Annotated in this window: 21 protein-coding genes and 2 pseudogenes; 12 read left to right on the top strand and 11 right to left on the bottom strand. The window is 57.3% G+C overall.

What is annotated here, in order from left to right:
- Nucleotides 1-101: 101 nt before the first annotated feature.
- Nucleotides 102-1,850 carry a PAS domain-containing sensor histidine kinase gene (locus JQ641_RS10855; protein WP_211995957.1) on the top strand — a complete coding sequence of 583 codons (1,749 nt, stop codon included), beginning with the start codon at nt 102-104 and terminating at the stop codon, nt 1,848-1,850.
- Between the two features lie 112 nt (nt 1,851-1,962).
- On the opposite strand, the gene JQ641_RS10850 is transcribed toward JQ641_RS10855, so the two are convergent.
- The 3 genes and pseudogenes from JQ641_RS10850 to JQ641_RS37805 all read right to left on the bottom strand — a co-directional run.
- Nucleotides 1,963-2,571 carry an isochorismatase family protein gene (locus JQ641_RS10850; protein ID WP_211995956.1) on the bottom strand — a complete coding sequence of 203 codons (609 nt, stop codon included), beginning with the start codon at nt 2,569-2,571 and terminating at the stop codon, nt 1,963-1,965.
- Nucleotides 2,572-2,936: 365 nt separating this feature from the next.
- Complete coding sequence (locus JQ641_RS10845; protein ID WP_211995955.1) at nt 2,937-3,581, bottom strand: flavodoxin family protein; 645 nt, start codon at nt 3,579-3,581, stop codon at nt 2,937-2,939.
- 179 nt (nt 3,582-3,760) lie between these two features.
- Nucleotides 3,761-4,192 (bottom strand): annotated as a pseudogene (locus JQ641_RS37805) (DUF983 domain-containing protein); the annotation flags it as partial.
- 237 nt (nt 4,193-4,429) lie between these two features.
- Between JQ641_RS37805 and JQ641_RS10835 the strand changes: the two are divergent.
- The 3 genes from JQ641_RS10835 (at nt 4,430) to JQ641_RS10825 (ending at nt 7,773) form a co-directional block, all read left to right on the top strand.
- Nucleotides 4,430-6,382 carry an FUSC family protein gene (locus JQ641_RS10835; protein WP_211995954.1) on the top strand — a complete coding sequence of 651 codons (1,953 nt, stop codon included), beginning with the start codon at nt 4,430-4,432 and terminating at the stop codon, nt 6,380-6,382.
- Nucleotides 6,379-6,582 (top strand): DUF1656 domain-containing protein, encoded by a 204-nt coding sequence (locus tag JQ641_RS10830; RefSeq protein ID WP_211995953.1) that lies wholly within the window; start codon nt 6,379-6,381, stop codon nt 6,580-6,582. Before JQ641_RS10835 ends, JQ641_RS10830 begins: the two co-directional genes overlap by 4 nt.
- Before the next feature lie 255 nt (nt 6,583-6,837).
- On the top strand, nt 6,838-7,773 hold the full coding sequence (locus JQ641_RS10825; protein WP_502754949.1) for an HlyD family secretion protein: 936 nt from the start codon (nt 6,838-6,840) through the stop codon (nt 7,771-7,773).
- A gap of 159 nt (nt 7,774-7,932) precedes the next feature.
- Here JQ641_RS10825 and JQ641_RS10820 read toward each other — a convergent pair whose 3' ends face one another.
- Nucleotides 7,933-9,537 (bottom strand): GMC family oxidoreductase, encoded by a 1,605-nt coding sequence (locus tag JQ641_RS10820; RefSeq protein WP_211996121.1) that lies wholly within the window; start codon nt 9,535-9,537, stop codon nt 7,933-7,935.
- 434 nt (nt 9,538-9,971) lie between these two features.
- On the opposite strand from JQ641_RS10820, the gene JQ641_RS10815 reads away from it, so the two are divergent.
- Nucleotides 9,972-12,764: a PAS domain S-box protein gene (locus JQ641_RS10815; protein ID WP_211995952.1), complete on the top strand. Its 2,793-nt coding sequence runs from the start codon at nt 9,972-9,974 to the stop codon at nt 12,762-12,764.
- Between the two features lie 337 nt (nt 12,765-13,101).
- Here the strand turns inward: JQ641_RS10815 and JQ641_RS10810 are convergent, their stop codons facing one another.
- Both JQ641_RS10810 and JQ641_RS10805 read right to left on the bottom strand, forming a co-directional pair.
- Complete coding sequence (locus JQ641_RS10810) at nt 13,102-13,725, bottom strand: response regulator transcription factor (protein WP_211995951.1); 624 nt, start codon at nt 13,723-13,725, stop codon at nt 13,102-13,104.
- Nucleotides 13,726-13,804: 79 nt separating this feature from the next.
- On the bottom strand, nt 13,805-14,230 hold the full coding sequence (locus JQ641_RS10805; protein WP_211995950.1) for a response regulator: 426 nt from the start codon (nt 14,228-14,230) through the stop codon (nt 13,805-13,807).
- Between the two features lie 372 nt (nt 14,231-14,602).
- On the opposite strand from JQ641_RS10805, the gene JQ641_RS10800 reads away from it, so the two are divergent.
- Together JQ641_RS10800 and JQ641_RS10795 are read left to right on the top strand one after the other, a co-directional pair.
- The gene (locus JQ641_RS10800; RefSeq protein WP_211995949.1) at nt 14,603-15,376 is read left to right on the top strand and encodes a histidine kinase dimerization/phosphoacceptor domain -containing protein; all 774 of its coding nucleotides are present in this window, start codon (nt 14,603-14,605) and stop codon (nt 15,374-15,376) included.
- 396 nt (nt 15,377-15,772) lie between these two features.
- The gene (locus tag JQ641_RS10795; RefSeq protein WP_211995948.1) at nt 15,773-16,501 is read left to right on the top strand and encodes a helix-turn-helix domain-containing protein; all 729 of its coding nucleotides are present in this window, start codon (nt 15,773-15,775) and stop codon (nt 16,499-16,501) included.
- Between the two features lie 256 nt (nt 16,502-16,757).
- Here the strand turns inward: JQ641_RS10795 and JQ641_RS10790 are convergent, their stop codons facing one another.
- Together JQ641_RS10790 and JQ641_RS10785 are read right to left on the bottom strand one after the other, a co-directional pair.
- The gene (locus JQ641_RS10790) at nt 16,758-17,405 is read right to left on the bottom strand and encodes a cysteine hydrolase family protein (protein ID WP_211995947.1); all 648 of its coding nucleotides are present in this window, start codon (nt 17,403-17,405) and stop codon (nt 16,758-16,760) included.
- 38 nt (nt 17,406-17,443) lie between these two features.
- Nucleotides 17,444-17,911 carry a carboxymuconolactone decarboxylase family protein gene (locus JQ641_RS10785; RefSeq protein WP_211995946.1) on the bottom strand — a complete coding sequence of 156 codons (468 nt, stop codon included), beginning with the start codon at nt 17,909-17,911 and terminating at the stop codon, nt 17,444-17,446.
- 384 nt (nt 17,912-18,295) lie between these two features.
- Here JQ641_RS10785 and JQ641_RS10780 point away from each other — a divergent pair, with 384 nt between their 5' ends.
- On the top strand, nt 18,296-19,699 hold the full coding sequence (locus JQ641_RS10780) for an aldehyde dehydrogenase family protein (protein ID WP_211995945.1): 1,404 nt from the start codon (nt 18,296-18,298) through the stop codon (nt 19,697-19,699).
- Nucleotides 19,700-19,820: 121 nt separating this feature from the next.
- Here the strand turns inward: JQ641_RS10780 and JQ641_RS10775 are convergent, their stop codons facing one another.
- Nucleotides 19,821-20,246: an OsmC family protein gene (locus JQ641_RS10775; RefSeq protein ID WP_211995944.1), complete on the bottom strand. Its 426-nt coding sequence runs from the start codon at nt 20,244-20,246 to the stop codon at nt 19,821-19,823.
- A 412-nt stretch (nt 20,247-20,658) separates the two neighbouring features.
- Between JQ641_RS10775 and JQ641_RS10770 the strand changes: the two genes are divergently transcribed.
- Both JQ641_RS10770 and JQ641_RS10765 read left to right on the top strand, forming a co-directional pair.
- Nucleotides 20,659-21,924: an acetamidase/formamidase family protein gene (locus JQ641_RS10770; RefSeq protein ID WP_249134926.1), complete on the top strand. Its 1,266-nt coding sequence runs from the start codon at nt 20,659-20,661 to the stop codon at nt 21,922-21,924.
- 11 nt (nt 21,925-21,935) lie between these two features.
- A complete protein-coding gene (locus JQ641_RS10765; RefSeq protein WP_211995942.1) occupies nt 21,936-22,496 on the top strand; it encodes a hypothetical protein in 561 nt (186 codons plus the stop codon).
- A gap of 651 nt (nt 22,497-23,147) precedes the next feature.
- On the opposite strand, the pseudogene JQ641_RS10760 reads toward JQ641_RS10765, so the two are convergent.
- A pseudogene (locus JQ641_RS10760) lies at nt 23,148-23,788 on the bottom strand (HD domain-containing protein).
- Between the two features lie 383 nt (nt 23,789-24,171).
- On the opposite strand from JQ641_RS10760, the gene JQ641_RS10755 reads away from it, so the two are divergent.
- Nucleotides 24,172-24,474, top strand: coding sequence for a hypothetical protein (locus tag JQ641_RS10755; protein WP_211995941.1), 303 nt, complete (start codon nt 24,172-24,174; stop codon nt 24,472-24,474).
- A 457-nt stretch (nt 24,475-24,931) separates the two neighbouring features.
- Nucleotides 24,932-25,246 (top strand): DMT family transporter, encoded by a 315-nt coding sequence (locus tag JQ641_RS10750; protein WP_211996120.1) that lies wholly within the window; start codon nt 24,932-24,934, stop codon nt 25,244-25,246.
- Between the two features lie 48 nt (nt 25,247-25,294).
- On the opposite strand, the gene JQ641_RS10745 is transcribed toward JQ641_RS10750, so the two are convergent.
- A complete protein-coding gene (locus JQ641_RS10745; RefSeq protein WP_312012351.1) occupies nt 25,295-25,975 on the bottom strand; it encodes a GntR family transcriptional regulator in 681 nt (226 codons plus the stop codon).
- Nucleotides 25,976-26,105: the final 130 nt, after the last annotated feature.

Raw genomic sequence — 26,105 nt, 5'->3', positions numbered from 1 at the left:
CGTTCTGAGGCGGCCGCTTCGCTTAAGAATTCTTAAGCCCCTGCCCAAGGATTGGCTGCAGGCGAACAGATAAACGGGCTTCTCTCTGTGGGGAGTAAGACATGGTTGGATCCGATGCGAACATCAAGTCGCCCATCCTCGGCCCCGCCCGAGGCGGTCTCGCCCCAAGGCAGGTGAAGCGCGCCTGCGAAAGGATTGAGTCCGAGCTCAACGGGAAACTTTCATTGCGAAAGATCGCGGCCGAGTTTGGCCTCTCGGTCAGCCAATTCTCTCGCGCGTTTCGGATTTCTACTGGTCTGCCGCCATACCAGTGGCTACTTGGGCAGCGCATTAGCGCGGTTAAGCAAAGTGAGGCGCGAAAGACAGCGATCCTGAATTCAGCGCTCGACTGTATCATTACGATCGATCACGAGGGATCTATCACTGAGTTCAACCCGGCTGCCGAGCAAACCTTCGGCTATCGCCGGGACGACGTCCTTGGCAAAGATCTGGCCGCCATTATCGTCCCGCCTTCAATGCGGGAGAAACACCAGCATGGGTTAACCCGCCACTTGGTGACCGGTGAGGCGAAAGTCCTCGGAAGGCGCGTCGAGATGACAGCGATCCGCGCCAACGGCAGCGAGTTTCCCGTGGAGTTAGCAATCTCCCGTATCCCGCTGGACGGCCCGCCGTCATTTACGGGCTATCTGCGTGACATCACCGAGCGAAAACAATGGGAAGAAGAACTGCGGCGAAGTGAGGCGTTTCTCAGCGAAGGGCAACGCCTCAGTCGTACGGGCAGTTTCTCATGGTGTTTGGCGACAGGCGACATTATGTGGTCTGATCAAGTTTATCGTATTTTCGAATTTGATCAGGCGGTTCCTGTAACGCCCGAACTGATTGCCACTCGCGTTCACCCAGAAGACGTGCACCTGTTGCGCGACATGATGAACCGGGCGAACAGTGCAGCTGACGGTTTCGAGTACGAACACAGACTCCAGATGCCGGACCATTCGGTGAAGTATCTGCACCTCGTCGCTCACGCGACCCGAAACCAACATGATCAGTTAGAATACATTGGTGCTGTTCAGGATATCACGAAGCGACGCCTCGCGGAAATGGCGCTCGGCGAAGTCAGATCAGAGCTGGCTCACGTCGTGAGGGTCGCAAGCCTTGGTGCATTGACGGCGTCGATCGCGCATGAAGTTAACCAACCTCTGTCGGGTATCCTCACCAATGCCAGCACCTGCCTGCGAATGTTGGCTGCCGACCCTCCCAACGTTGAGGGAGCGCGCGAAACTGTGCGTCGGACGATTCGCGATGGAAAACGAGCGTCGGATGTGATCGTTCGATTGCGAGCGCTATTCGGCAAGAAAAGATTTGCGATCGAATCAATAGATCTGAATGATGCGACGCGAGAAGTGATTGCGCTGTTGTTGGTCGAGCTTCAGAGAAATCGAGTTAGGCTTCAGACGGAGCTTGTTGAAGGCCTTCCGCTAGTTATGGGCGATCGCGTACAGCTTCAGCAGGTCATCCTGAACCTGCTCCGAAATGCGTCAGATGCAATGAGCGCAATAGAGGATCGACCGAGGCAATTGTTCGTCCGAACCATGCGAGACCGTGACGATCATATCTGCGTGACTGTGCAGGATGCCGGTGTGGGTTTTAGATCGCAGGATGCCGGCAAGCTATTTGATGCATTCTATACCACCAAGGCTGGCGGTATGGGGATCGGCCTATCCGTAAGCCGTTCCATTATTGATAGTCACCGTGGCCGGTTGTGGGCGACTGCGAATGAGAATCACGGTGCTTCTTTTTCATTTTCGATTCCAGTGAAACTTGAGAAGGACGGCCTTACTGACCTCAGGTGAGGGAGTAGGTCGTGAGGGGTCCGTGATGTCCGTTCGTTTGCTTGTTGCGGGTGCAACAATGGCCCGGGCCTACTTAGACGGAGCCCCTTCGACACCGGTTTCGTTGGTTTGCCTAAGTGGACAAGCCGAAAGAGCCGAGCGTGTGCTGGAATGTTTCGGCCAGAACAAGTCGAATTTGCTGGCCGTGCGGGAGTGCCCAGTTATCCGCGAGCTCGCCCAGAAGGGTATTAGTTGCCGTCACGACGATGCCTCCCTGCATCATGCGCAAACGAGCGGCATCTTCGGAAATCTGAAAAGGCGAGCCGCCAGCATCGAGGACCGCGTGAACTTCGTAGCCAGCCCGCCGAGCGCTGAGGGCGGTATAGAGCAGGCAGCCGTCATTGGTGGTCCCAGCCATGATCAAGCTATGGCGTCCCGTTGCCTCGACGGCACGGACAAAGTCCGGATCGTTCCAGGAATCGACAATGCCGGTGCGCTTGATCCGGCGCGCATAGGCATCGCGGTTGATCTCTTCCAGACCTGGCATCCACCAGTCCTTGTTGGCGTCCTCGTTGCTGCTGGTCCAGACACTGGGAATGCCGAGGATTTTAGCCGCCTTCACCAGGGCGATGTTGTTGTGCTTGGCGATTTCAAGGGCTTGGGTTTTGATCATGGACATCGAGATGATCTGATGATCGATCAGGATAAGGGCACAATCCTGGGCCTTGAGTGCCTTTGACATATTATTCTCCGGTTTCGTTTGGGTCGAGTGGCCGAAGCAGACGTCCTGAGGCTTATCGGCCAAGTCCGCTTATGACGCGGAACACACGATCGATGCATCACGTTTTTCCCCGCAAATTTCGTTTTCAAGACTGGTTTACAAAAAGGCTTCCGTTGAAAGCCATCTCGATCGCACCACACTAGGTCGCGATACGAATGCGACGTCGGCTTGTGGCACGACGATGAGCCTATGCAGCAACTCCGGTTCGCGCCGAAGAAAGCGGGAGATGTACGGAACGCAGTATGATGAACCTAGTGAAGCAAATCTTTGATGCGTGCACGATATTTCAGTTTCGGCGGGGAGCTCGCCAACGAAGCCGGACTCGATCATGATGTGCTCTCGAGGATGTCTGGCAACAAGCCTTCGACTGCAGGCAAACGACCGCGCACAAATTGCTGCGTGACCCTTGCCACGCGCTCGCCGAGGTATTCGGCGGTCAGAAGATCGGATTCGGGTGGGGCAAAGTCAGGCCCTTGATCGTTGTTCGACTGTGCCGCGGCGCCTAGCCAGAAGCCAAGCCGATTGAGGTCGTGATCTGAGCCGTACGTACTGTTGTTGCCGGACGGAAGACCGAGATTGACCCAATGCATGCGGTGTTGCGCCGCGAAGATGGCGAATTGGGTCAGTGTAGCGAGCTTGTCACCCGACTTTGACCCCGAGTTTGTGAAGCCTGCCGCGATCTTGTCCTTCCACGCGCCCGTAGCGTAGGGTTTTGACGTCGAATCCATGAAGGTTTTGAACCGTCCGGACACGCTTCCCATGTAGGTCGGGGCGCCGAAGATGATTGCGTCTGCAAGTTTAAGGTCATCCAAGCGGCCCTGAGCCTCGTCTGATGTCAAAAAGAGGACAGATGCGCCCGCGACCCGTTCGACACCACGCCGCACGGCTTCTGCCTGCCGAGCAGTGTGGCCAAAGCCGCTGTGAAATAGCACGGCAACCGTTATTGGAATGGCTGGTACTTCGTGGTTCATGGTTGACACCGATCGGAAATGTGTTCTGTCCCCTTTTGGGCTCGGTCAGTGCTTAGTCCGAACAATGCGCGATCGTCTTTCATGTTGTCCGACCAATGTCGAGAATGCACGACCTGCTGTGCTGGACCGATCAACGCCGGCTCGGATGTTACCGAAGCGGTGATGGCAAGTTGCTCCAGCCTGCGCGTCCTGGCCGCTTCGAAACCATGCATGCCTGTCTGCCACTGCAGACCGACGATTGCGCCCTTCGTAGGTTGCAGAAGGCCGAGCGAACTCACGAGAGTTAGTGGTAGCCAGATCAGCGCGTGTAGCCAGTAAGGTGGCGAGTAGGCAACTTCGACGGCCAGAACGGCCGGAACGATAACATGGCCAACCACGATGATGACGAGATAGGCTGGCAAGTCATCGGCACGGTGGTGATGAAATTCTTCGCCGCATTCTTCGCATTGATCAGCAACCTTCAGATATTTGCCGAACAGATGACCTTTGCCACAGTTCGGGCATCTGCAACGAAATCCACGCATCATCGCCTGGTAAAGCGAGGTCGTTTCTTCAGGGCGGGCGGGCGCTGGACTGATTGTCGCCCGCGCCACAGGGATTGTTTGCGTCATCTCGATGCCCTCCTCATTGGCAGCACCCATATCCTCGCCTTCTGATCGAATTTATTCTTCCTGCCTTGAACTGTTTTTTTACATTCGCAGGTCAGTCGGCCGATGGCACTGAAGTCTTGACGACACCTTGGTCCAATAGATTCGCGCTTCGCTTAACATCATCCTTTATCTCACGGTCCCGGTATTCCCCGGCCTCACGAGAGCTATTCTGAATGGATTGAGGGGCTCGGACAGACTATGTTTCGTATGATTGCCGGGTTTCCCCTCTCTGCGTGGGCATTTGCGTTCCGGACGTGGGCCGCCATGGTGACGGCCCTGTATGCGGCTTTCTGGCTGCAGCTCGACAGCGCGTCGTCCGCCGCGGTTACCGTCAGCATTCTCGCCTTACAGACGCGGGGGCAGGTCTATCAAAGGGCGCTATACCGAGTTCTCGCCACTATCATCGGGATTATCGCGTCTATTGTGATTGCTGGATTGTTCGCGCAAACTCGTGAGCTGTTCATAATCGTCTTCGCGGCTTGGCTCGGACTCTGCGTTTACGTCGGCGGGCTTTTGGAGGACAGCAGGGCCTACGGCGCCGTGTTATCCGGTTATACGGTTGCTCTGGTGGCTGTGGTCCAGATCGACTCGCCTCAGAACATCGTCCTGGCCGGCTTTAACCGCGGTGCGGCTATTGTGGTCGGAGTCGCCGCGCTCGCTCTGATCGGCGAAGTATTCGGTGCTCCGAACTTGGATGCGAGTCTGTTGTCCAAGCTCACAACCATCCATCGGCGAATAATTGCCGTTGCACTTGCTATCCTCGGTGGCAAGAGCGCCGACCCGATCCGGTCGGCTAATCTGCTGCGTGAGATCACAGCGCTTCGTCCCGACATCTCGGCCCTTGCGGTCGAATCGGGTCGTGGGTCGGCGCGGCGCGCGGCAGCCCGTAACGCGGCCGTAGCATTGGTCGGTGTAGTCAGCGCCGTAGGCGCATTGGCATCACTCCCCCCGACGACGTTGCGATCTCTCCGAACCGGGCTAGGGGAGGCACTCGACAATGGCCTGGCGGAAGAGAACCGTGTTTTGCCTGGACGCCTGCAACAGCATGCGAATTCCGATAACTTCGACCCGTACGAGGCGATTTTCGTCCGTTACGCTCTAGAATTGCTGGTCGAGAACCAAAGAGCTAAAGACGCTATTGGAGCTCTCCAAGCAGGCCGTCGCCCTACACATGAGTTTGATGCGCCCATCTACCGTTCGAGCCGAGTGGCGGCACGAAACGGGCTGCGCGCGTTTCTGGTAGCGCTGACGATCGCGGCCTTATTGTCCCTTGGCGGCTGGCCGTTCGCATCGCTAGGCATCGCTTTGACAGGAGTGATCATTGCCCTGAGTGCCAACGTTCCGAACTCGGGCGCTTTCGCCACAGCAGCTGTTATCGCTGTACCGATCGCTGTGATGCTTGCGGGTGTAACCGAATTTTTTATTCTGGACGGGGTCGACCAGTTTCCTCTCTTGGCGATCGGTATAGCACCAAGCGTCATTGCCACCGCCCTCCTATGCACGGCGCCCAACCCGAGACTGGCCGTGACCGCGTTCCTTGTGCTGGTTGTCCTTCCCGTGATGCTCTCGCCAACGAATCCGCAGCGTTACGACCCCGAACCCTACCTGTTCTCCAGCCTTATTGCGATCGCATCGGTTATCCTGCTGTTCGTCCTTCTCCGGGTTATCCTTCCAACGTCCGATGCGCTTCGGCGGCACTGGTACCTGATGTCGGCGCAAGCAGAGATGCGCGGACTCCTTACCGATGGCTACTCTCGGCGCCCAAATGAAGAGGCCCTGTTCCGAGACGCGGACCGCATTAGGCAACTCGCAGCGCTGCAACCTTCGTCAGATGGACACCGGGATGACCTCCGTCAGGCTATGGAGTTGTTCGGACGTGCGGCGGCTGTGCGCCGGGTTCGGACAACGCTGACCGAACTAGTTGCTCGAACGGGCTCACGGTTGATGGTCGAGACCAATGCGGCTCTGGCTGCCTGTGATCCCCTTCGCCTTCGCCGAATTGCCGACGATCTCGCAGGCGCGACCGCTGGGTTCAGTCGTGATGACCTGGCCCTCGCTCGCGCGGCCCGCCTGGATCTGATCTGGGCTGCTTCCCTGATCGACCCCACCGCCGCCCTCGGCTTCCATCCGCATGGGTCTTTTGCCTCATGATGCATACCTTCTCTGAATTGGTCCTCGACGGGGTGCTCGTCTCGCCTTTCGTCCTCTATGCAGGTGCCGCCCTTGCAATCTTCGCTGTGCTGCGTCCCTTGCTGTACCTCGTATCGTTCGAACGCGCCTTCAGTAATCCGCCGGCGGCGGAGTTGAGCCTCTACGTCTTGGTTCTCGCGCTTTTGATTGCGGTGTTCTAGAGGGAGAAGGTCTTGCAGCTGCACGATACCATCACAGACGACCGGACGAAGGATAACACAGCCGATACCCGCGCCACGGTGGCTGAGCGCTCTGTGAGTAATGGCGGCCTCGCGCCGGGCGGAGATCAGCCTGGCGTTACCCTTGAACGGAATCTGAGCGTCGAAAGGCCCGTTTTGAAAGGGCAGGTGACTGGGGTTCGAGGCCCTACGGCTCGCTTTGCTCGGGAGGTGTTCAAGCGCGCGACGACGGCGGCCATCCTTGCGCTCGCCGGGTTAGCCGCTCTCCTCATCTGGGACGTTTATGTCAACGCGCCGTGGACGCGAGACGGCCGCATCCGCGTGCAGGTAGCGAGCATTGCGCCTCAGGTGTCGGGGCAAATTACGGAAATCCGAGTCGTCGACAACCAGTTCGTTCGCGAAGGTGACGTGCTCTATGTGATCGATACGTTCGACTTCAAGGTGGCGCTCGACACGAGCCAAGCGATATTGCGTCAGAAAGCCACCGATTTGCAGGTCAAGCGAATCCAATCGGAACGGCGAATGCGGCTCTCCGACCTCGCCACGACACCCGAAGAGCAGCAAGTGTTTGCCGGCAATGCTAACCAGGCGCAGGCGGCCTTCGACGCTGCCCAGCAGCAAGTTGCACAAGCCGACATTAATCTCAAGCGGACGCAGGTGCGCAGTCCCGTCAATGGCTATGTCACCAATCTACTGATGCGGGTCGGAGACTATGCTCACGCTGGCGCGACCAACATTTCGGTCATCGATGCGGATAGTTACTGGATTGACGGCTACTTCGAGGAAACCAAGATGGCTCATGTCTGCGTCGGCATGCATGCCGAAGCGGCACTGATGGGATATCGCGACCCGATCCTGGGGCTGGTCGAGAGTGTGACCCGCGGCATCAGCGTCTCCAACGCCGCACCGAGCACCCAGGGGCTGCCCAGCGTCGATCCGGTCTACACCTGGGTGCGACTGGCGCAACGAGTGCCGGTGCGCCTCAAGATCACCAATGTACCGGCCGGGGTTCCGCTCGTTTCGGGAATGACTGTTACGGTGACGATCCTCGACGAGCGGGCGAGTGACAGTGGTGGCTGGCTTCACCGGCACTTTCATAACCTTACGAATCGCTTGAGTAACGTCATTCACGGTCCGCAGGGTTCACCCGACTGCGCACCCCGCGGTAGGTGACAAGAACTGCGCGATCGCAACCCTTCTTGCTTCAGTGAACAGGAAAGCTAATGCCTTGTCCAAGGAAGACAGTCCAAGGAAGTCACACCAGCCTATCGCGATAGTTCGCGTATGAAGTCAGGGTCCGTTTCCGTGTTCCGCTATGACGTTCTAGCGAAGTCAGGCGCTTTCTCGAATCAAGTCGGAGGCCTTTTCGGCAATCATGATTGTCGCGGCATTGGTGTTGCCGCCGACTATGGTTGGCATGATCGACGCATCAACCACGCGCAACGCGCCAACACCCCGCACGCACAGCTTTGCATCAACCACGGCCGTCGAATCGCTTTCCGGGCCCATTTTACAGGTGCCGATCGGGTGATACTGCGTGTCAGCGCGGCAGCGAATATCCTTCTCCAAGCCGGCGGGATCGTTGGATCGCGTCGGGTACAGCATCTTGCCGCGGAGCCGATCGAAAGGTCGGGATTCGATGATGCGTTGCTGGATCTGGGCTCCCTTGACCAGCAGTTTCAGATCGCGCTCATCTGAAAGGAATTTGGGATCAATTCGGGGAGCATCGCGCGGGTCGGTGCTGTCAAGTCCAACGGTGCCCCGACTGTACGGGCGCAAGACGTCCACATGGCAGGAGATGCCATGACCCATGTGGAGTTTGCGTCCGTGATCGTCAACTATCGCGATGACGAAGATCAACTGCAGATCGGGAGCTGGGGCATCGGGCGACGAACGGATGAATGCGCCGGAAGTGCCATAGGTCGTCGTCACGAGGCCTGTGCGCGCCTTGCGCCATTCGAAGATCGCGCGTGTCAGCTTCAACGCGCCTCGGTGCGAAATGCCAACTGTTTCAGTATCGTTCGGCACGCGCCACGATTGAACGTAGTCAATGTGGTCCTGTAGATTCTTGCCGACGCCAGGCACGTCATTCTCGACTGGAATGTCGAGCTTTTTCAGCTCTTCGCCGGGCCCAATGCCGGAAAGCTGCAGTAGCTGCGGTGAGCCAAAGGTCCCGCCCGCCAGGATCACTTCTCGTCGGGCTCGCACTTCTTTCAATCCGCCTCCTTGGTAGTACATCACGCCACATGCACGGCGATTTTCAAGCAATACCTTCGCCGAGATGGCATGGGTCAAAACCCTGAGATTTTTTCGCGAGAGGTTGGGGGTTATGTACGCCTTGGCAGCGCTCCAGCGCTCGCCGCCCTTGTGAGTGACCTGATATTTGAAGGCGCCCTCTTGTTCGGCTCCATTGTAATCGGGGTTTGGCCGAATCTGGTGCAGGGCAGCGGCCTCTAGAAACAGGTTGGTGAGCGGACTCTGGTGTCGCGGATAGGTAACGTTCAGTGGACCACCCTGTCCGTGGAAGTCATCTTTGAATTCTTCGTTGTTTTCAGCGCGCTTGAACAGCGGCAATACCTCGTCATAAGACCAGCCCGGATTGCCGAGCGATGCCCAGTGGTCGTAATCCCACCTGTTTCCTCGCACATAGAACATCGCATTGATCGAGCTCGAGCCTCCAAGCGTCTTGCCGCGCGGTTGATATCCGCGGCGGCCATTCAGGCCGGACTGAGGTACCGTCTGATATGCATAGTTATTGATTTTGGTTGGCACCATCGCGACGAAGCCAGCCGGCGCATGAATCAAGACGCTGGAATCCCGCCCGCCGGCTTCCAACAGGCAGACCGTAACGTTTGGATCCTCCGTCAGGCGAGAGGCCAATACGCACCCGGCCGAACCGGCGCCAACGACGATGTAGTCAAATTCACAATGGTCCATGGCGCGCTCCCGTCGAGATAAGATGCGTTCTTCAATGAGAGATCGGCTGTCCCAACGCGCGGTTTCACCGACGACCGCTGCTTGGGACTGCCGAGCTTCGATGCCGTTGCGAAACCGCCTCGCATGGAATGGAAGCACCGAAATTGCTGACCTGTGATTACGCAGGATCGAACGTGAATCCATTGCACCTAGGTGTTGTGGGGATTTGCATCCGGTGTTTCTGGATGAGCGATCATCCCGCTCGCGTCCATCAGCGAGCGTCCGACGCTGCCCATAAGTGCTGGATATGTCGGGTGAAAATCGGTTGTGGCTCGGTCGTTGGGCGGAGTATGCTGGCAGAATGTCAACTGCTCAACCGACACCAAGGTATCATCGACCTCTTTTCGCAATTTAGAACACTATCGTATCATGGCGATCGTCGAGAAAGGGTCGACATGAAAGACGATCTTGGTCCCGCTCTTCACACGCTTCCCGGATTGGTGTGGACGACACTGCCTGACGGGCATGTTGATTTCCTCAGCGAGTCTTGGCGTGAGTTCACAGGACTCAGCATTGATGATCTGCTCAGAACGGGGTGGTGCGCGGCAAGCCACCCCGAAGATGTGCCTAAACTGATCGCGTGGTGGAAACCCGGCCTGTCGGTTGCCGAACCGAGGACAATGGAAGCGCGGCTCCGTAGCCGTGATGGGGAGTATCGCTGGTTCGTTTTCCGAATGCGTGCCGTGGTCGATGCGTCTGGAACGGTAACCAAATGGTGCGGATTAGGTTTCGATATTGAAGACCAAAGACAATCAGCAGACCCCTTGGGACCGCGCCATGAGCAACACCGCAATGTCACCGACACAATCCCCGCCTTGATGACGTTCTTGACGCCGGCTGGCGAGATAGAGGATGTCAACCGCCATTATCTGGAATACGTCGGTGCAGATGCAACGCCCCAAACTCTGAATGAATGGAAAACGAGTGATCTGGTTCATCAGGACGATCTTCGCTTTGTGACAGGTGCCTGGGAACGCGCGATAGCCACCGGGGAAACTTACGAAATCGAGCATCGAATACGACGGGCGGACGGCGTCTATCGGTGGTTCCATGTCCGCGGATTGCCTCTTAGGGATGCGCGCGGTCATATCGTTCGTTGGTATGTGCTGCAAACCGATATAGATGACCGAAAGCGAGCTGAGGCGCTGCTCGCCAGCGAGAAGCGGCTTCTTGAGATGGTGGCAGGACGCCAATCATTGTCGGAGATACTTGAAGTGCTCTGCCAGTTGGCCGAAGACACCATGGATGGCTGCTACTGCAGTATCCTGTTGGTCGATGCCACTGGTAACAAGTTCGAGGAAGCGATAGCGCCGAGCCTCGCGGCTGAATTCAACGAGGCAGCGCGCGGCTGGTCCTTGCAGGATAGGGGCGGCCCATGCGTAACGGCCGCGCGGGAAAAGATACAGGTAATCATGTCGGACGTTGCGACCGACACCCGCTGGCGCAATGGATGGCGCGATCTCGCGAAACGCCACGGTCTGATCTCGTGTTGGTCGACGCCGATCGTGTCCTTGACCGGAAAGACTCTGGGGACCTTTGCGCTCTATTATCGCGAGCCGCGATCACCCACGGTGGAACATCAGTCACTTATTGAGCGATTTACGCACATCGCCAGCATCGCCATCGAACGTTCGCAGAGTGACGCGGCGCTGAAGCGAAGTGAGGCACGGAAGACGGCGATCCTCAATTCAGCGATCGACTGCATCATTACCATCGATCATGAGGGATCCATTACCGAGTTCAACCCAGCCGCGGAACGGACTTTTGGCTATCGAAGAAATGCCGTCGTTGGCAAGCAATTGGCCGAAGTTATCGTCCCTCCCTCAATGCGGGAGAAACACCAGCTGGGACTAGCCCGTCATTTGGCGACAGGTGAGTCCAGGTTAATCGGAAAGCGCCTTGAGACGGTCGCGGTGCGCGCTGATGGAAGCGAGTTTCCGGTTGAGTTGACGATCTCTCGTATCCCGCTGGACGGGCCGCCATCGTTCACAGGCTACCTGCGCGACATTATGGAACGAAAACAATGGGAGGAAGAACTACGGCAAAGCGAGGCATTTCTCAGCGAAGGGCAGCGCCTCAGTCGTACGGGTAGCTTCTCATGGTGTTTGGCGACAGGCGACATCATGTGGTCTGATCAGGTCTATCGCATCTTCGAGTTTGATCAGGCGGTTCCTGTAACGGTCGAACTGATTGCCACTCGCGTTCACCCGGATGACATGCACTTGCTGCGCGACATGATGGCCCGGGCGAACAGTGCAGCTGACGGTTTCGAGTACGAACACAGACTCCAGATGCCGGACCATTCGGTAAAGTACCTGCACTTGGTCGCTCACGCGACTCGAAACCAGCATGACCAGCTGGAGTACATTGGTGCTGTCCAGGATATTACGAAGCGCCACCTCGCGGAAATGGCGCTCGGCGAAGTCAGATCAGAGCTGGCTCACGTCGTGAGGGTCGCAAGCCTTGGTGCATTGACGGCGTCGATCGCGCACGAAGTTAACCAACCTCTGTCGGGTATCCTCACCAATGCCAGTACCTGCCTTCGGATGCTGGCCGCCGAGCCCCCCAATGTCGAAGGAGCGCGCGAAACCGCGCGGCGCACGATTCGGGACGGCAACCGCGCATCCGATGTCATCGTTCGGTTGCGTGCGCTCTTTGGCAAGAGGAAGTTCGTATTCGAATCGGTTGACGTGAGTGAAGCCGCGCAGGAGGTGATTGCGCTGTTGTTGGGCGAACTTCAAAAGGACCGCGTCTACATTCAGGCCGAATTTGCAAATGAGCTTCCGCTTGTCATGGGCGATCGAGTTCAGCTGCAGCAGGTTATCCTGAATCTGATCCGAAATGCGTCAGACGCGATGAGAGATGTTGAAGATCGTCCGAGGAAGCTGGTTGTCAGAACCGAGCGAGATCCTGATGATCAGGTTCGTGTGACTGTGCAAGACGCAGGAGCAGGATTCAATCCTCAGGATACCAACAGGCTGTTCGATGCTTTTTACACGACCAAGGCTGGCGGCATGGGGATCGGCTTGTCGGTTAGCCGCTCCATTGTCGAGAATCATCGTGGCCGCCTTTGGGTGACGCCGAACGAAACTCATGGCGTTTCATTTTCGTTTTCCATTCCGCTTGGATTAGAGAGCAACCACAATCAGGAAACGAGCACAAGTCGGACACTCCCGATAAGAAGCTGAGCATGAGAGGCGTTTGAAGGCAATTTCTGGTCGTTGATTGCTGATTGTGACCAGTCGTTGCCTGGACAAAAAAAGCCCGATGACTGTTCAGTCATCGGGCCAGTTCAGGGGGAGGCGTCCATGGAGAGGCCCAGGACGGCGAGGGGCCGATCGGTAATCTCTCCATGACGTCTTCTTCTATCGGATCCAGACGATGGCGTATTTCGCGCGACTCTCGCAATTTACAAAAAGACACGATGCCGTTTGCATTGGCGAGTTGACGGCTCTTACTCAGGTGGCGGTCTACGTGAAGCAACCGATGAAATATTGAAGGCGGAAATGCCGCGGCCGCTCCTAATTATTCTCCCGGCGCAAGATGGAGTGTCGCGGCCATCGCCGCCAAGTCGACGAGAGAGTCGGCCTTCATCTTTTGCATTACCCTGCCTCGATGGGCTTTCACCGTGATCTCGCTGATGCCGAGCTCAAACGCGACCTGCTTGTTTAATTGTCCAGTCACGACCAAGGCCATGACCTCCCGCTCTCGGCGGCTAAGTGACGCGTAACGGTCCCGGATCATTCGCACCTTCGCGCCGTGATCAAGGACGCCGCGGCTGCGCTCGAGCGCGTGTCGAATAGCGTTCAGCAGCACCTCGTCGCTGAATGGCTTCATCAGGAACTCAACCGCTCCCGCCTTCATTGCCTGGACGGTCATGGGCACGTCGCCGTGACCCGTAATGAAAATGATTGGCATATCAATCCGGTCGGCAGCGATGCGCTTTTGCAGGTCGAGGCCGTTGAGGCCCGGAAGGCTGACGTCCAGCACCAGGCAGTTCGGGACGACAGCCGGGGCGCGCGACAGAAACTCCTGCGCCGATACGAATGTCTCCGGCTCCCAACCCGCAAATCGAATCAATGCTTCCAACGATTCGCGAACGGATATGTCATCGTCGACAACGAACACAATTGGCGTGGCGAGTGACATGAGTACCGACCCCGAGCTATGGCCAGGCGCACTGAATAATTTCATTAGATTCCCTCCCGTGCAATAGTATGCCCTGCCGCTATTTCGTTCCAAGCGCGGCGTTGATTGCCTCCCGGAGAGCCGTGTCGCTGAAGGGCTTGGACAAGCATTCGGTGGCGCCTCGCTCGAGTAATTGCGGACGGATGGCTTCGCATTCCTGGGCGGTAATGAAGACGATCGGTATTTTCTTCTGACGTTGCAGTAACTCCTGTTGCACGGCAGGCCCGCTCATGCCGGGCATTGCGATGTCCAGGATCAGGCACGCCGTCTCGGAGACGTATTGAGACGCGAGGAACTCTTCGCCCGAAGAGAACGTCTGCACGGAGAGGCCGAATTCCTTCAGCAGATCTGGCAACGACTCGCGGACCGACTCGTCGTCGTCGACGACCGATACAAGCGGGCGCTTGGTAATCACGAGTTCCTCATAACGCACTGCGTATCTGCCGCCATCGTTGCCGGTCACCATCACGGACTCTGCGCCAATCTACGGGTCAAGGTCGATCATACCTTGGTGTCGGTTTGGGGGGGCTTCATTGAAGGCCCCCAATCGCATTCCAGGTCCTCAGACCGGAGAACTCGTAGCGGGACCGCCTCCGCTGCCTCGGTAACCGTCTCGAAGGAACGCCGGCGATTGGGCTGGGTACGTTCTCCAAGCGCAGGGATGCCGGCACAGCACGGACTACCGAAAAGTATCGACGACACCATGGTGTAATAGATTCGCGTGTGCGCTTCCCGCATCGTGCGATCGCAAGCGAAAGTCGATCAAGGTGAGAAAAGGTCAGTTCAGTTCAAGATTCAGGCTAATCGCACAAACCCACAAATTATTCAGGATTACGCTATGCGGGCGATCCGATTACAAAATGAAGTCGCGGACGTTGTTGCGTCCAGTGAGCCGATGAAGACGAGCGAGTATCTCCTGGTTCGCGAGCTCGCACATCGAATCAACAATGAGTACGCCTCCCTTATTGGAGTTTCGTCAAGGATGGCCTCGCGCTCGAGCAGCGATGAGGTGAAGGCGGCGTTGCTCGAAGTGATAAATCTCTTGCATAATTATGCCGACATGCATCGGGCCCTTCAAATTCCGACATACAGTTCAGGTGTCGATGCATCCAAGTACATCCGTACACTTTGCCAATCGATCAAGCGTGCCGTCCTGGATCGACGAGGGATCGAGATGGTGCTGTCCGAGTCTGCTCTCCATCTGGACGCCGAGAAATGCTGGAAGCTTGGTATGATGATCTCCGAGTTGATCACAAACTCTGCTCGGCACGCTTTCGGCGACCGAGGAGGAACAATTAGAATCGAATTGTCGAGCTTCGGACCATTTGCGCAATGCAGCTTCATGGACAATGGGTCGTCAAGGCATTCATCTACCCCGGGTCAAGGATTGAAAATCATGGCGGCCCTAGCGAGCGGGTTGAATGGAGAGATCGTTCATCGATTTGGGGCGGAGGGCGCCACTTCAGTACTTATATTTCCGATCGACGATAACACTCTGCAGACGCGCAGCGATCTGCAGTTGGATGGCTGTGATTGGATTGCTGCAAACGCCGAGGCAGCCGGCGCCACTGCGTCTGCGAAACAAGTTTCAGATACAGCCAGTACTAAATGATTCTCGGGGGGGCGTTTCGGCAATCAGACGCGCGGGCAGCCGGTAATGGGCCGCGCAGCTCACGCCGCAATTCGATGGAAGAAAAAGATGTCCTGCCAGACGGTTAGGGTCAGACCTGATATCCAGCGAGCCGCAACCCATCGCGCGTTACAGGCTGCGGAAGGGCATCACATAACGCGTCGAGGCCTTTATGAGGAGCGAGTTTGGCGTTGCCCGGGTGCTATCGACGAACGGCCGCGCGAACAGGACATTCTGATATCGCGCTGGATCGATCGCAGGAGCCTTCGTCGTTGCGAGAATGCGGTGTCGCCCACCGAGCGGTATGTTATTGGCGTTGCGTTGAAGACAACGCGTCTCAAGTTCATGAGAGGTCCACATACTATATATGACGGCATTATGCCTGCCGGGACGCTGCACGTCACCGGTCCGGGTCAGTTATTGACCGCCGAGTTTTTTGAGCCATGCGACTTCATCCATTTCCACGTATTGAGCGGCTATCTTCGAGACCGCCAAAATGCAGCGGGGGTTGAGCCAACAAAGGCGACGTCGAACCCGAATGACCTTATTATTCGCGATCCCCTAGCGGATTTGCTGGGCCGCACGTTGGTCGAGGACAACAATACGAGCGATGAGTGTTATGTTGATAGCGTAGGCCAAACGCTTGTAATGCATATAGCTCGAATGGAATTGTCGCCGCCAACGACAAATGTGCTACCCAAGTGGCGACTGAAGCGCGTGCAGGACTATGTTGAGGCGCACTCTGACAAGGCCTTGACTCTCGCGGATCTTGCCGCGGTTGCTGGATTGTCGCGGATGTATTTCGCTGGACAGTTTCGAGCCGCGACCGGATTGCGTCCCCACGATTATCTGCTCCATCAACGCATCGAACGCGCGAAGTCCATACTATTAGGCACGGATATGGGGCTGGCAGAGGTGGCGCTTACGGTCGGTTTCCAGGCTCAATCTCATTTCTCGACCGTCTTCAAACGCCTCACTGGCCAAAGCCCAGCGCGCTGGCGGCTTGTTGTTAGGAGCGAACGCCAAATTCCCGCCGCGCCCGTGTCCCGGGAAGAACCGGGGCGGCCCCAAAGTGCCACGTGCTCTCCATCTTGGTCCGGCGTCTGAATGATTTCGGATTTGAGTATCGACCCCCGCCGAGTGGCCTACACCCGCGGGGCAATGGCTAGGTGCAGCATCTTATCTATTTCCTCGGGGACGCGTATCGCCTGTGCTATTGCCGGAGTACCCACGCAACGTGGGCGCAATAGTCTGCGGTTTGGCATAGCCGGGTGATGGCGCCGGAATTTGTGGGCCGGCGCGCAAATCGTGCCAGGCCTCCGTCCACCTCCTCCGATCGGAACTGGCGTTCGGACTGACCGGCTTAGGCCGCGGATTTGTCGGCAGGCACGGAGCGTCTGATTGCCGATACCAGCTCGGCCGTCGTCAAAATCTCATGAGCAAAGGTCGGGCCGTCGATGTTGAGTGCAGCATGCAGGGCTTCATGCGAGCGGGCCGCTGTGCCGTCTCGAACCAGCGTGACGTGGAAGCCGAGTTCCATTCCGACGCGTGCTGTGGCTTCAAGGCAGGTGTTCGCAAGCAGGCCTGTGCAGATGATCTTTTCCTTGCCGTACCGCTTGAGCTTGTGTTCGAGGTCTGTATTCGGAAAACCGCTTGATGCCCAGTGTTCGGTGGCAATGATGTCGCCCGGCTGAACCTGGAAGTCGTCATGCAACGTCCCACCCCAAGTGTCCTTCGCAAAGGCCTGGCGCTCTGCGGCGCCGAGCTGATAGGGAGAGGGGTATTTCCAGTCCACATAGTCGCCTGGTTCCCAGCGATGATGCGGAACGTGATAAATTGCGATTTCCGCCTCGCGGGCTGCCCGTACGATCGTGCGAAGATTGTCGAGCAGGTTGACCTCCTCAGCGATGTCCTTGACCCACGGCCAGAGTTTCCCGCCTGCGCTCAGGAAGTCGTTGTAGAAGTCGATGCACAGCAGCGCGGTAATCTTCGGGTCGTAAGTGGCCGTCATCGAACTCTCCTTGCTTAACCAAACAAAGGTAACTTCGCCTATGCGGCATTCTCCGCCTTGACGGCAGCAGCGGGCGGCGTACGGAACGCAATCGACAAGCGATTGAACACGTTAATCAAGCTGATTGCGTATGTTAGATCTGCAAGATCTTTGTCGCGGAATACGGCCTTGGCCGCTTGGTAGTCAGCATCGGGAATGTTGGTTTCGGCCACGCGGGTTACGGTTTCCGCCCAAGCAAGCGCGGCGCATTCGCGGGCACTGAAAAGCGCGCCGGCGTCCCGCCAAACCGGTACGAGTACGAGCTTGTCTACGGTAACGCCGAGCTTGAGGAGGTCGCGGGAATGCATGTCGATGCAGAATGCGCAGCCGTTTATATGCGAAACCCGCAGGTAGACGAGATTGACGAGTTCTTTCTCGAGGCTGCTGTTTTGAAGATGAACGTACACGCCGCCGAAAGCTTTGTATCCTGCGGGCGAAGCCTTGGCGTAGTCGATGCGATTGCTCATGATGACTCCCTGGATTGACGGTTTCGATAGCGCCTGAACGGTCTTTGACGACGACTGCAAGCGCAGAAGGCGTTCGCTCTGGCGCTTCAAAGGAAATGGTCGTCCATCACGAGACGTCCATTGTCCTTTGGTGTCGGAGCGCCGGCAGCATCGAGCATCTTCGCGGATGGCGCTCTTGCCGGCTGGCCTCACCTGTACGGATTAGCGGCGCTGAATTGGTTCGCGCAAACCGATCCCAAGGTATCGGCGACACCTAGGTCTGATAGAGCGGTCTCGAATTTGCTGTCATCAGGGTGCGAGGATAACGGGCTCTCGCGAGCCCGCATCGCAGCCACGCCGACCATGTTCGCGGCTGCTTGATCCTGGTGCAGCAAGGAGAGAGCCATGAGAGAATTCAAGCTACTTATCGACGGCAAACTGGTGTCGGGCGCCGCAAGGCTTGATGTCATCAATCCCGCGACCGAGGAAGTGCTGGCGGAGGCCCCGCGCGCCGATCGTGCGCAGCTTGACGAAGCGGTCGCGGCCGCCAAGACAGCGTTCCCCGCCTGGTCGGCCAAGCCGGTTCGCGAGCGTGGTGCGCTGTTGGTCAGGTTAGCCGACGCGCTCGAAGCAAGAAAGGATGAGTTCGCGCGGTTGTTGACTCAAGAGCAAGGTAAGCCGCTTTCTGAGGCGCACTGGGAGATCGGCTTTACCGTCGGTATTATTCGTTACCACGCAACGCTCGACCTGCCGTTCGAAGTCTTGAAGGACGACGCTACGAGGAAAATCGTACGGCAGCACACCCCGCTTGGCGTGGTTGCGGCGATAGTGCCGTGGAATTTCCCGATGCTCCTTCTCGTCATCAAGGTGGCGCCGGCGCTGCTGGCCGGCGACACCCTGGTCGCGAAACCGGCGCCAACGACACCTCTAACGACGCTGCTGTTCGGGGAGGTCTGCGGCGAGATCTTGCCCGCCGGCGTGTTTAACGTCATCGTCGACCAAAATGATCTGGGTGATGCGCTCTCGAGCCACGTTGACGTGGCCAAGGTCACCTTCACTGGCTCGACCGCGACCGGCAAGAAGGTGATGGGCAGTGTGACTGGCACGTTAAAGCGGCTTACCCTGGAACTGGGCGGTAACGACGCCGCGATTGTGCTCGATGACGTCGATCCGATCGAGGTGGCCCCCAAGGTGTTCGGCGCCGCCATGATGAACGCCGGACAAATCTGCCTCGGGGCCAAGCGGATCTACGTGCACGATTCGCAGTACGAGCAGATTTGCGATGAACTGGGACGCCTGGCGCGCGAGTCAGTGGTCGATGATGGGCTGAAGCAGGGGACGCAGATGGGTCCGCTGCAGAACAAGGCGCAGTTCGAGAAGGTTAAGGGCTTTCTCGAGGATGCAAGGCGGAACGGCAAGATCGTGGCGGGGGGCGAGGTGCTCAACCGCAAGGGCTACTTCATCCGGCCAACGATTGTCCGGGATATCCCCGACGATGCGCGGCTGGTGAGCGAGGAACAGTTTGGCCCTGTTGTTCCGGTGCTGCGCTATTCTGACATCGACGACGCGATCGCGCGTGCCAACGACTCGGAATATGGGCTCGGTGGAACGGTATGGGCAAAGGATCTCGATCGGGCGTTCCGCGTCGCAGCCAGGATTGATTCAGGCATTGTCTGGATCAACACGTTTCTTGATGTGTCGCCCGATATTTCCTTTGGTGCCGCCAAGCAATCGGGTATCGGCACCCAGCTGGGTCCGGAAGGGCTTGAAGAATTCACCCAGGTCAAGACCATCACGATGCTGAAGTAGCGGGCGCTTGGCACGTGGGAAGGTTTAACCTTCGCACGTGCCGCAAATGGGAGAGTCGATCAGGGTTGAGAGTCGGGGGCGAGGGCAAGCTGGACAGAGCCGATCGCGGCGAAATCATCGTTCATGATTGAAGCGTCGCATCTAGTGTTATTGTGGCATTGAGCAGCTTTGACACAGGACAACCGATCTTTGCCTTGCCGGAGAGATCTTCGAAGGTGCTTTGGTCGATGCCGGGAATTTTGGCCTTCAATGTCAAATGTACTGCGGTGATAGCGAAACCATCGGCGACTTTTTCGAGCGTGACCTCGGCCGTGGTATCCATCTGGTCTGCTACAAAATTTGCCTCACCCAGGATCAGCGAAAGTGCCATGGTAAAGCAACCGGCGTGGGCCGCCCCAATCAGTTCTTCCGGGTTGGTGCCGGGCTTCCCTTCAAATCGACTGCCGAAGCCGTAAGGGTATCTTGTCAGCGCGCCGCTCTTGGTCGAGATAGCGCCCTTGCCGTCCTTAATGCCGCCGTTCCAGCTTGCTGTGCCCTGCGTTTTCATCAGATTCTCCTACCTTTTGTCTATTAACGCTACTGTTCATGACGCTTGAAGAGATGTTTTTCACTAAGTTTCAGATCATTCCCATTCAGCCATAGGCGCCGTCTTTCTAATCTGCCCCCCCTTGCGTAATCGCACGCGGGCATAATTGGTGCGCTTGCTACTGAGGCACAGTTCCTATTGCTCTTGGAATTGGGTTGCGGATCACCGTCGTAGGAAACCACGCCGTGCGGTCTCAAACAAATCGAAGACGTAGATCGTCCCTCTGCAGTGACACCATGCGGCGGATCCGCTGACTTTCAGCTTTGACAGCCGTGCATTCCGGAAAAGCATCTGCCTCTTTCGAAAGATGCAGCGCGTCATGGGTGTCATTCTGCGTCTAACACGCCGGCTTGATTATGAAGGAAGACACCCAATGGACTCAAAATTTGCTCAGATTATGCCCGTGGTCGCCGCGTACCTCATCGGGAGCGCAAACATCGCACTCGCTGATACCAGCGACGTCAAGGGCCCAGCGCCGGTGATTGTGGCAAAATCCGGCAAGCACTGCAAAGATGATCCAAATTGCTTTAACCGGATTCATTATGCGGTCAAGCCAGTCGCTCGCGTGAAGCCCGGTCAGAAATTCATACTCGAGACGCGCGATGGTTTGGATTCGGAGCTCGACTTCAATTCGACGTCGGCGGATGTGGCGGCGATCAATTTGAATCTTTGTCATCCACTGACCGGGCCAGTTTACATCGAAGGGACGAAGCGTGGTGACGCCATTGCGATAACCGTGGTGGACATCGCGCCCGACGAGTTTGGTTCCACCACTATCGTGCCGGGATTTGGGTTCCTGCGAGATTTGTTTCCCGATCCTTACATCGTCCGCTGGGAGCTGAATCGGCTTGAAGCTCGCTCGAAAGACATGCCGGGAATTGCGATTCCCAACAACGCCTTTATGGGCACCATTGGAGTGCTCCCGGACAAATCAGAGCTCGACAAATGGCTGAAGCGGGAGCAAGCGCTGGCTGATGCGGGTGGCGCGGTGCTGACGCCCCAGCCGGTGGACGCCCTGCCATTGGACCTTTGCGGCGTCGATGGCACAGCGAAGGCCGAATGCGTGCGGACCGTTCCGCCGCGTGAGAATGGCGGTAACGTCGACGCCAAGGAGACCGTCGTCGGTACTACGGTGCTGTTGCCTTGCTTCATTGATGGATGCGGGCTCTTCGCCGGTGATGTGCATTACGCCATGGGAGGCGGCGAGGTGGCCGGCACGACCATCGAGACGGGCGCCAAGGTGACGCTTCAGGCCAGGGTGATCCCGGGTGGGGCTCCACTCATCTCAACCATGCACTTCGAAGGCGGCTCGCAGCTCAAGAAGCTCGCCCCGTCGAGTTTTTACGCGGTCACGGGACTTCCGCTCAAGCCCGAAGGCGAGGTGCCGTTGTATTCGACCTACCTTGGCGGACAGAAAATTGCCCCGCTCGCTAACCTCTCTGAAGACCTCACCCTGGCGGCTCGAAACGCCACCATCAATATGATCGATTTTCTGGTCAAGACGAAGGGGCTGACCCGCGAGCAGGCCTACGTGCTAGTCAGTGTGGCCGTCGATCTCAACATCTCGCAAGTTGTTAATTTTCCGAACGTCGGTGTCACCGCGATCCTGAATCGCGACGTATTCAAGCCGGAACAGTAACGGAGGCGACAATGAAGCGACGTGACCTGCTAACATTTGGCGTGAGTGCCGCGGCGTTTTTTCTCGCCGGGCAAAGTCCGGCTATCGCCGATCTAGAGCCGGACGGTATGTGGTCGATCTATCGGCGCTATCGCCTTCTGATTGTCGGCCAGCGCGACGATGAAATCGCCAATGCCTTCGCCAGGGCGGTTGTCGATGTGCTGGCTCGCTCTCTGCCCACCTCACGCGCCCAGCTGGCCCGCGCAGTGGACACCCGACGCGTTGGCGTGCTCATTGGCACGCAGCAACAGGACGTCGCTATCATGACAGCGGAGAGCGCCGAGGCCCTCTTTCTCGCCAAGCCGCCCTTCGATGATATCCGTAACGTCCCGTTAAGGCTCATTGTCTCATTCGGGAGCCACGTCCTGGTGTGCCGGCCGGATTTCCTGGCCGGCCATGCCTATCTCCTCGCGCAGACGCTAGCTGAGCAAAAGGACGCGTTGCCCGCACCCGCAGGTGCCCCTGACGGAATTGTTCCGGCTCACCGAGGATCGTACGCGTTCTTCGCCGGCGAAGGGGCGCCCAATGATTGATGACATAGTCATGGTGTCAGCGTGCCGCAAACCTTTACGCCCGTCCAAATTTCTGGCCGTGCATGCCGGAAAAAATGGCCACCTTGGTGGAAGATGGGGTCCAGCGTCGCAACTACTGATGTAAGTCATGAGATTGTAGAACGTGATGGCGTTCTGATTGGACCAGAACAGATGGAACTCTGCAGGACCACTTTGGGCACCTTACCAAAATCACCTCATTTTGTCGAACAACAGGTTTGAGTGGTGCCACATGTGGAGACGCCAGACACGTGGAACGGCGAGGGGATGTTGTGAAACTGCGCACGGTCATCTGGGGTATCGTGATGGTGGCCGTCTGCTGCGCGCTTGTCGCGGAAATATCGAGCAGCCGCCGATCTCGGATCGGATCAAGGCACTTGCGGCAAAGGGTGCTCGTGCTGTGGTGACGGAGGGCCGCCAAACTTGGCTATCAAGAAGGGCGTAGCGACTTAATCGGACCGCCTCGACGAACTGGGGTCGCTACACGGAAAGCTGTCTTGTAGGGCAACGTCGAGCCAATAGTCCTCCGCGGAAACCTGCTTGCTGTTGGAGGCCGCGCGCTGCGTTGCGGAGGGTGGATGCTTATCGACATTCCTTTGCTGAGCAGACATCGTCATCGCCCTTCTGGCCTATCTAATCGGGCCATTGTGATCCAAGAATGATGCTGCAAAAATTCATCCTTCTGTATGTCGGATCTTTGAGGGCAAGCACGTCGGCCTTGACGTTTCCGAAGGTCGTCAAGGGCTTTCGTATGATACCGTTGGCGAAGTGATCGATTATGTTTTCTTTGAAATGCGCCTCGCGCGGATGACATGCGCAGACCTGATGGCGATGTTCCTGGGAAAAATCGTCGTATGCGATGCCGAGCACGTCCATCTCAACGCCGGCTGTCACCAGTGCGATGGTGGGGCGCATATGCTGAGGAATGCCTGGTGTGGTGTGGAGCGCGATTGCGATCCATACGTCTTCGATATCGCGCTCGGGCACGCCATAGGATTTGAGAAAATCGCGCGCGGTGTTGGCGCCGTCGACCTCGAAGCGCTGATCGGTGCTTGAATAGCGCTCGGTCAAACCCATGTCATGGAACATTGCGCCCATGTAAAGCAGTCGGGGTCGTATTTCAGGCCACGTCGCTCGCCGGTCAATGCTGCCCAGAAAAACACCCGACGGCTGTGATTATAGAGCAAGTCATCCTCCGTATCTCGGACAAGTTCGGTGGCGGCCCTGACGATGGCGCTGTCGGGCACTGGAATTCCAGCGATGATTTGGGTCATTTCAAAGCTCTCTTTTACGAAGCCTGCGAAGAGCCGCCATGGGCTGCATGGAAGATGGAAACTGGACGGAGAGACTCGCAGATTCCCCTCGGATATCGAGATAAAGGGGGGCCGTCCGAGGGACAGGGAATGGGACGGCCCCGGGGCTCGGTTGTCCGGGGGAAACAATACGAGCCCGATCAAGTCTTCGTGGGAAGCTCAAAGTCCTTCAGTGGTTGAACGAAAGTCAGGATGACAAATCCAGCGGAGAAAATCTTTCGTGGGCGCACGACGTTTTCACTTTCGCCGGAGGACTTTGCGGTCGAAGCGCGCTTGTAGTATTGGCTCTCCTTGTCGGCTACATACGTCACTAGCTTCTTCAATCGTACTTGGAGAGGCCAAAAATGGATGAATTGCTCAGGTGGCTTTCGGGCCAGCACCACGGGTTGCACACGTTCCGAGCGTTCCAGCTCAGGCTTGCAGAGCTGTGCAAGGATGAACCGGAGCAGAAAGCTTTGTTCGGTCTGCTGAACCGGCTCCTTGATAACTATGTCCAGGAGTTTGACGAAGAACCGTTACCAGTTGCGGTGGCAGACCGCGCCTATGATTGCCTCTTGAAGCTACTAACAAGTCTCGATCTACGAGCTAACGCGGACCGGCGTTTGGCGGACCTCAATCGTGTTGCTTCTAGTGATCTCTGGCAGTGACCGGATAAGATGAACCGTGTGGCAGTTCTGCCCATTGCATTTTCACTTGGAACTGCTCGTGCGTTCGGTCGCACTTTTGGTGGCCGCGCTCATGCCACTCTCTGCTTGGGTGATGCCAACCGTATCAAAGTAGAGCGAAATGCTGAGGAGCAAACGGGCACGAGCCCCTAATCGAGCTTCTGTATCGATAGTCAGGTATCGTGACGCCAGGCAGCTTCGTTCGAACCGTTCCCCTGCACGTAATGGTGGGATCCACAGAAAATGGAAACGGTCACTCGTTCAATCTCGCGATCACGAACTTGCTTCGATGATTGAGCATTGGTGGTGTTTGAGCGGATCTTTGTGTTCGATTTTGCAATACTAGTCGACATTTGAAAGATAGTTGACGGTGGTCGTCTTACGCTCATCACCAAATCTCGCCTGGCTAAAACGTCCGGCTAACCAACGGACCAATTACATGACATGGGCTCTACTTGGCATCGCAGGCATTCTCGAAATTGCCTTCGCCCTCTGCATGAAGTGGTCTGAAGGTTTTACGAGATTGATGCCTGGACTGCTTACGGTCGCCGCCGGTCTGTCGAGCGTCTTTCTTCTTTCCGTCTCACTCCGCACGTTGCCGGTGGGAACTGGCTATGCGGTGTGGACCGGTATCGGTGCCGCTGGGACCGCGATTCTAGGAATGGTCTTGCTGGGAGACCCAGTAGCGCCGACGAGGATACTCTGCATCGGTCTCATTTTGGCAGGCGTGATCGGACTTAGACTGGTCTCCTGATACGGAGACCGCACGATGTTGACATTGAATGCTCGTGATCCCGTCTTTTTACAGCCGATGCGATTGCAGCCGTTCGACCAGTAGATTTCCGGTCCCCAGAATATGCTGGTTTAGCAGCTTGCATGCCCCCTCGACATCGCGCGCGGTGCACAAGTCCAGAATCTGCCGGTGTTCCCTTTGCGATTGATCGAGGTGGTGCGTTTCCTGCCATGTGAACCGCAGATAGCGTTCGAAGTTCAATCGCAGATTGGCAATCATTGCCAGCGTCCGGTCCTTGCGGGCAGGGGCGTAGAGCGTTTCGTGGAAACGAGCGTTCAGCGCAATGATGCGGTCGGTCGATTTGGCCTTGTCGAGCTCGGAAAGGATGCGCGCTGCCGTCTCCAGATCGGATTTCGACATCTGCGGAATGGCCCATGCAAGCGCTTTGGCTTCGATTAGGCTGCGCAGCTCGGTCATTTCTTCAGCCTCGTCAGCCGTCAAATGGGCGACGCTGACGCCACGGCGTGGCTCTGCCCTTAGGAAGCCCTCGGTGACCAACTGCCTGAACGCCTCCCGCACGATCATTTGACTAACACCGAAACGGGTAGCGATCGCGTCCTGCCGCAGGCGCTCGCCTCCCGGCAGGGTGCCGTGAAGGATCCCTTCGCGGAGCGCGGCGGTCACGACCGCCGATGCGGATCGGCTTTCGACGGCTTCGTCTGAGGCTGGTTTCGATGGTGATCGCAGCACGGTTTTCCTCTGGCAGTCGGGCACTGATTCTCGGCGCGCCGTTCCCGATCTTATGGCCTCTCGCCGAACAGCACGACAGCGTCAGTTGCGGCTGGCGGAACCGATATCAAGGTATCATTGACACACTAAC

Origin of the sequence: Bradyrhizobium sp. JYMT SZCCT0180, from assembly GCF_018130165.1 — a bacterium.
GTDB lineage: Bacteria > Pseudomonadota > Alphaproteobacteria > Rhizobiales > Xanthobacteraceae > Bradyrhizobium.
Note: the sequence above shows the minus strand (reverse complement) of the source record. Positions and strands in the feature narration are given on the sequence as shown.

Coding starts and splice junctions, on each gene's coding strand:
- JQ641_RS10800 (WP_211995949.1), top strand. CDS start 14,603: ATGCGGGCGATCCGATTACAAAATGAAGTCGCGGACGTTGTTGCGTCC.
- JQ641_RS10830 (WP_211995953.1), top strand. CDS start 6,379: ATGATGCATACCTTCTCTGAATTGGTCCTCGACGGGGTGCTCGTCTCG.
- JQ641_RS10805 (WP_211995950.1), bottom strand. CDS start 14,230: ATGGTGACCGGCAACGATGGCGGCAGATACGCAGTGCGTTATGAGGAA.
- JQ641_RS10795 (WP_211995948.1), top strand. CDS start 15,773: ATGCCTGCCGGGACGCTGCACGTCACCGGTCCGGGTCAGTTATTGACC.
- JQ641_RS10765 (WP_211995942.1), top strand. CDS start 21,936: ATGAAGCGACGTGACCTGCTAACATTTGGCGTGAGTGCCGCGGCGTTT.
- JQ641_RS10845 (WP_211995955.1), bottom strand. CDS start 3,581: ATGAACCACGAAGTACCAGCCATTCCAATAACGGTTGCCGTGCTATTT.
- JQ641_RS10770 (WP_249134926.1), top strand. CDS start 20,659: ATGGACTCAAAATTTGCTCAGATTATGCCCGTGGTCGCCGCGTACCTC.
- JQ641_RS10820 (WP_211996121.1), bottom strand. CDS start 9,537: ATGGACCATTGTGAATTTGACTACATCGTCGTTGGCGCCGGTTCGGCC.
- JQ641_RS10815 (WP_211995952.1), top strand. CDS start 9,972: ATGAAAGACGATCTTGGTCCCGCTCTTCACACGCTTCCCGGATTGGTG.
- JQ641_RS10810 (WP_211995951.1), bottom strand. CDS start 13,725: ATGTCACTCGCCACGCCAATTGTGTTCGTTGTCGACGATGACATATCC.
- JQ641_RS10785 (WP_211995946.1), bottom strand. CDS start 17,911: ATGAGCAATCGCATCGACTACGCCAAGGCTTCGCCCGCAGGATACAAA.
- JQ641_RS10855 (WP_211995957.1), top strand. CDS start 102: ATGGTTGGATCCGATGCGAACATCAAGTCGCCCATCCTCGGCCCCGCC.
- JQ641_RS10775 (WP_211995944.1), bottom strand. CDS start 20,246: ATGAAAACGCAGGGCACAGCAAGCTGGAACGGCGGCATTAAGGACGGC.
- JQ641_RS10780 (WP_211995945.1), top strand. CDS start 18,296: ATGAGAGAATTCAAGCTACTTATCGACGGCAAACTGGTGTCGGGCGCC.
- JQ641_RS10835 (WP_211995954.1), top strand. CDS start 4,430: ATGTTTCGTATGATTGCCGGGTTTCCCCTCTCTGCGTGGGCATTTGCG.
- JQ641_RS10755 (WP_211995941.1), top strand. CDS start 24,172: ATGGATGAATTGCTCAGGTGGCTTTCGGGCCAGCACCACGGGTTGCAC.
- JQ641_RS10750 (WP_211996120.1), top strand. CDS start 24,932: ATGACATGGGCTCTACTTGGCATCGCAGGCATTCTCGAAATTGCCTTC.
- JQ641_RS10790 (WP_211995947.1), bottom strand. CDS start 17,405: ATGACGGCCACTTACGACCCGAAGATTACCGCGCTGCTGTGCATCGAC.
- JQ641_RS10850 (WP_211995956.1), bottom strand. CDS start 2,571: ATGTCAAAGGCACTCAAGGCCCAGGATTGTGCCCTTATCCTGATCGAT.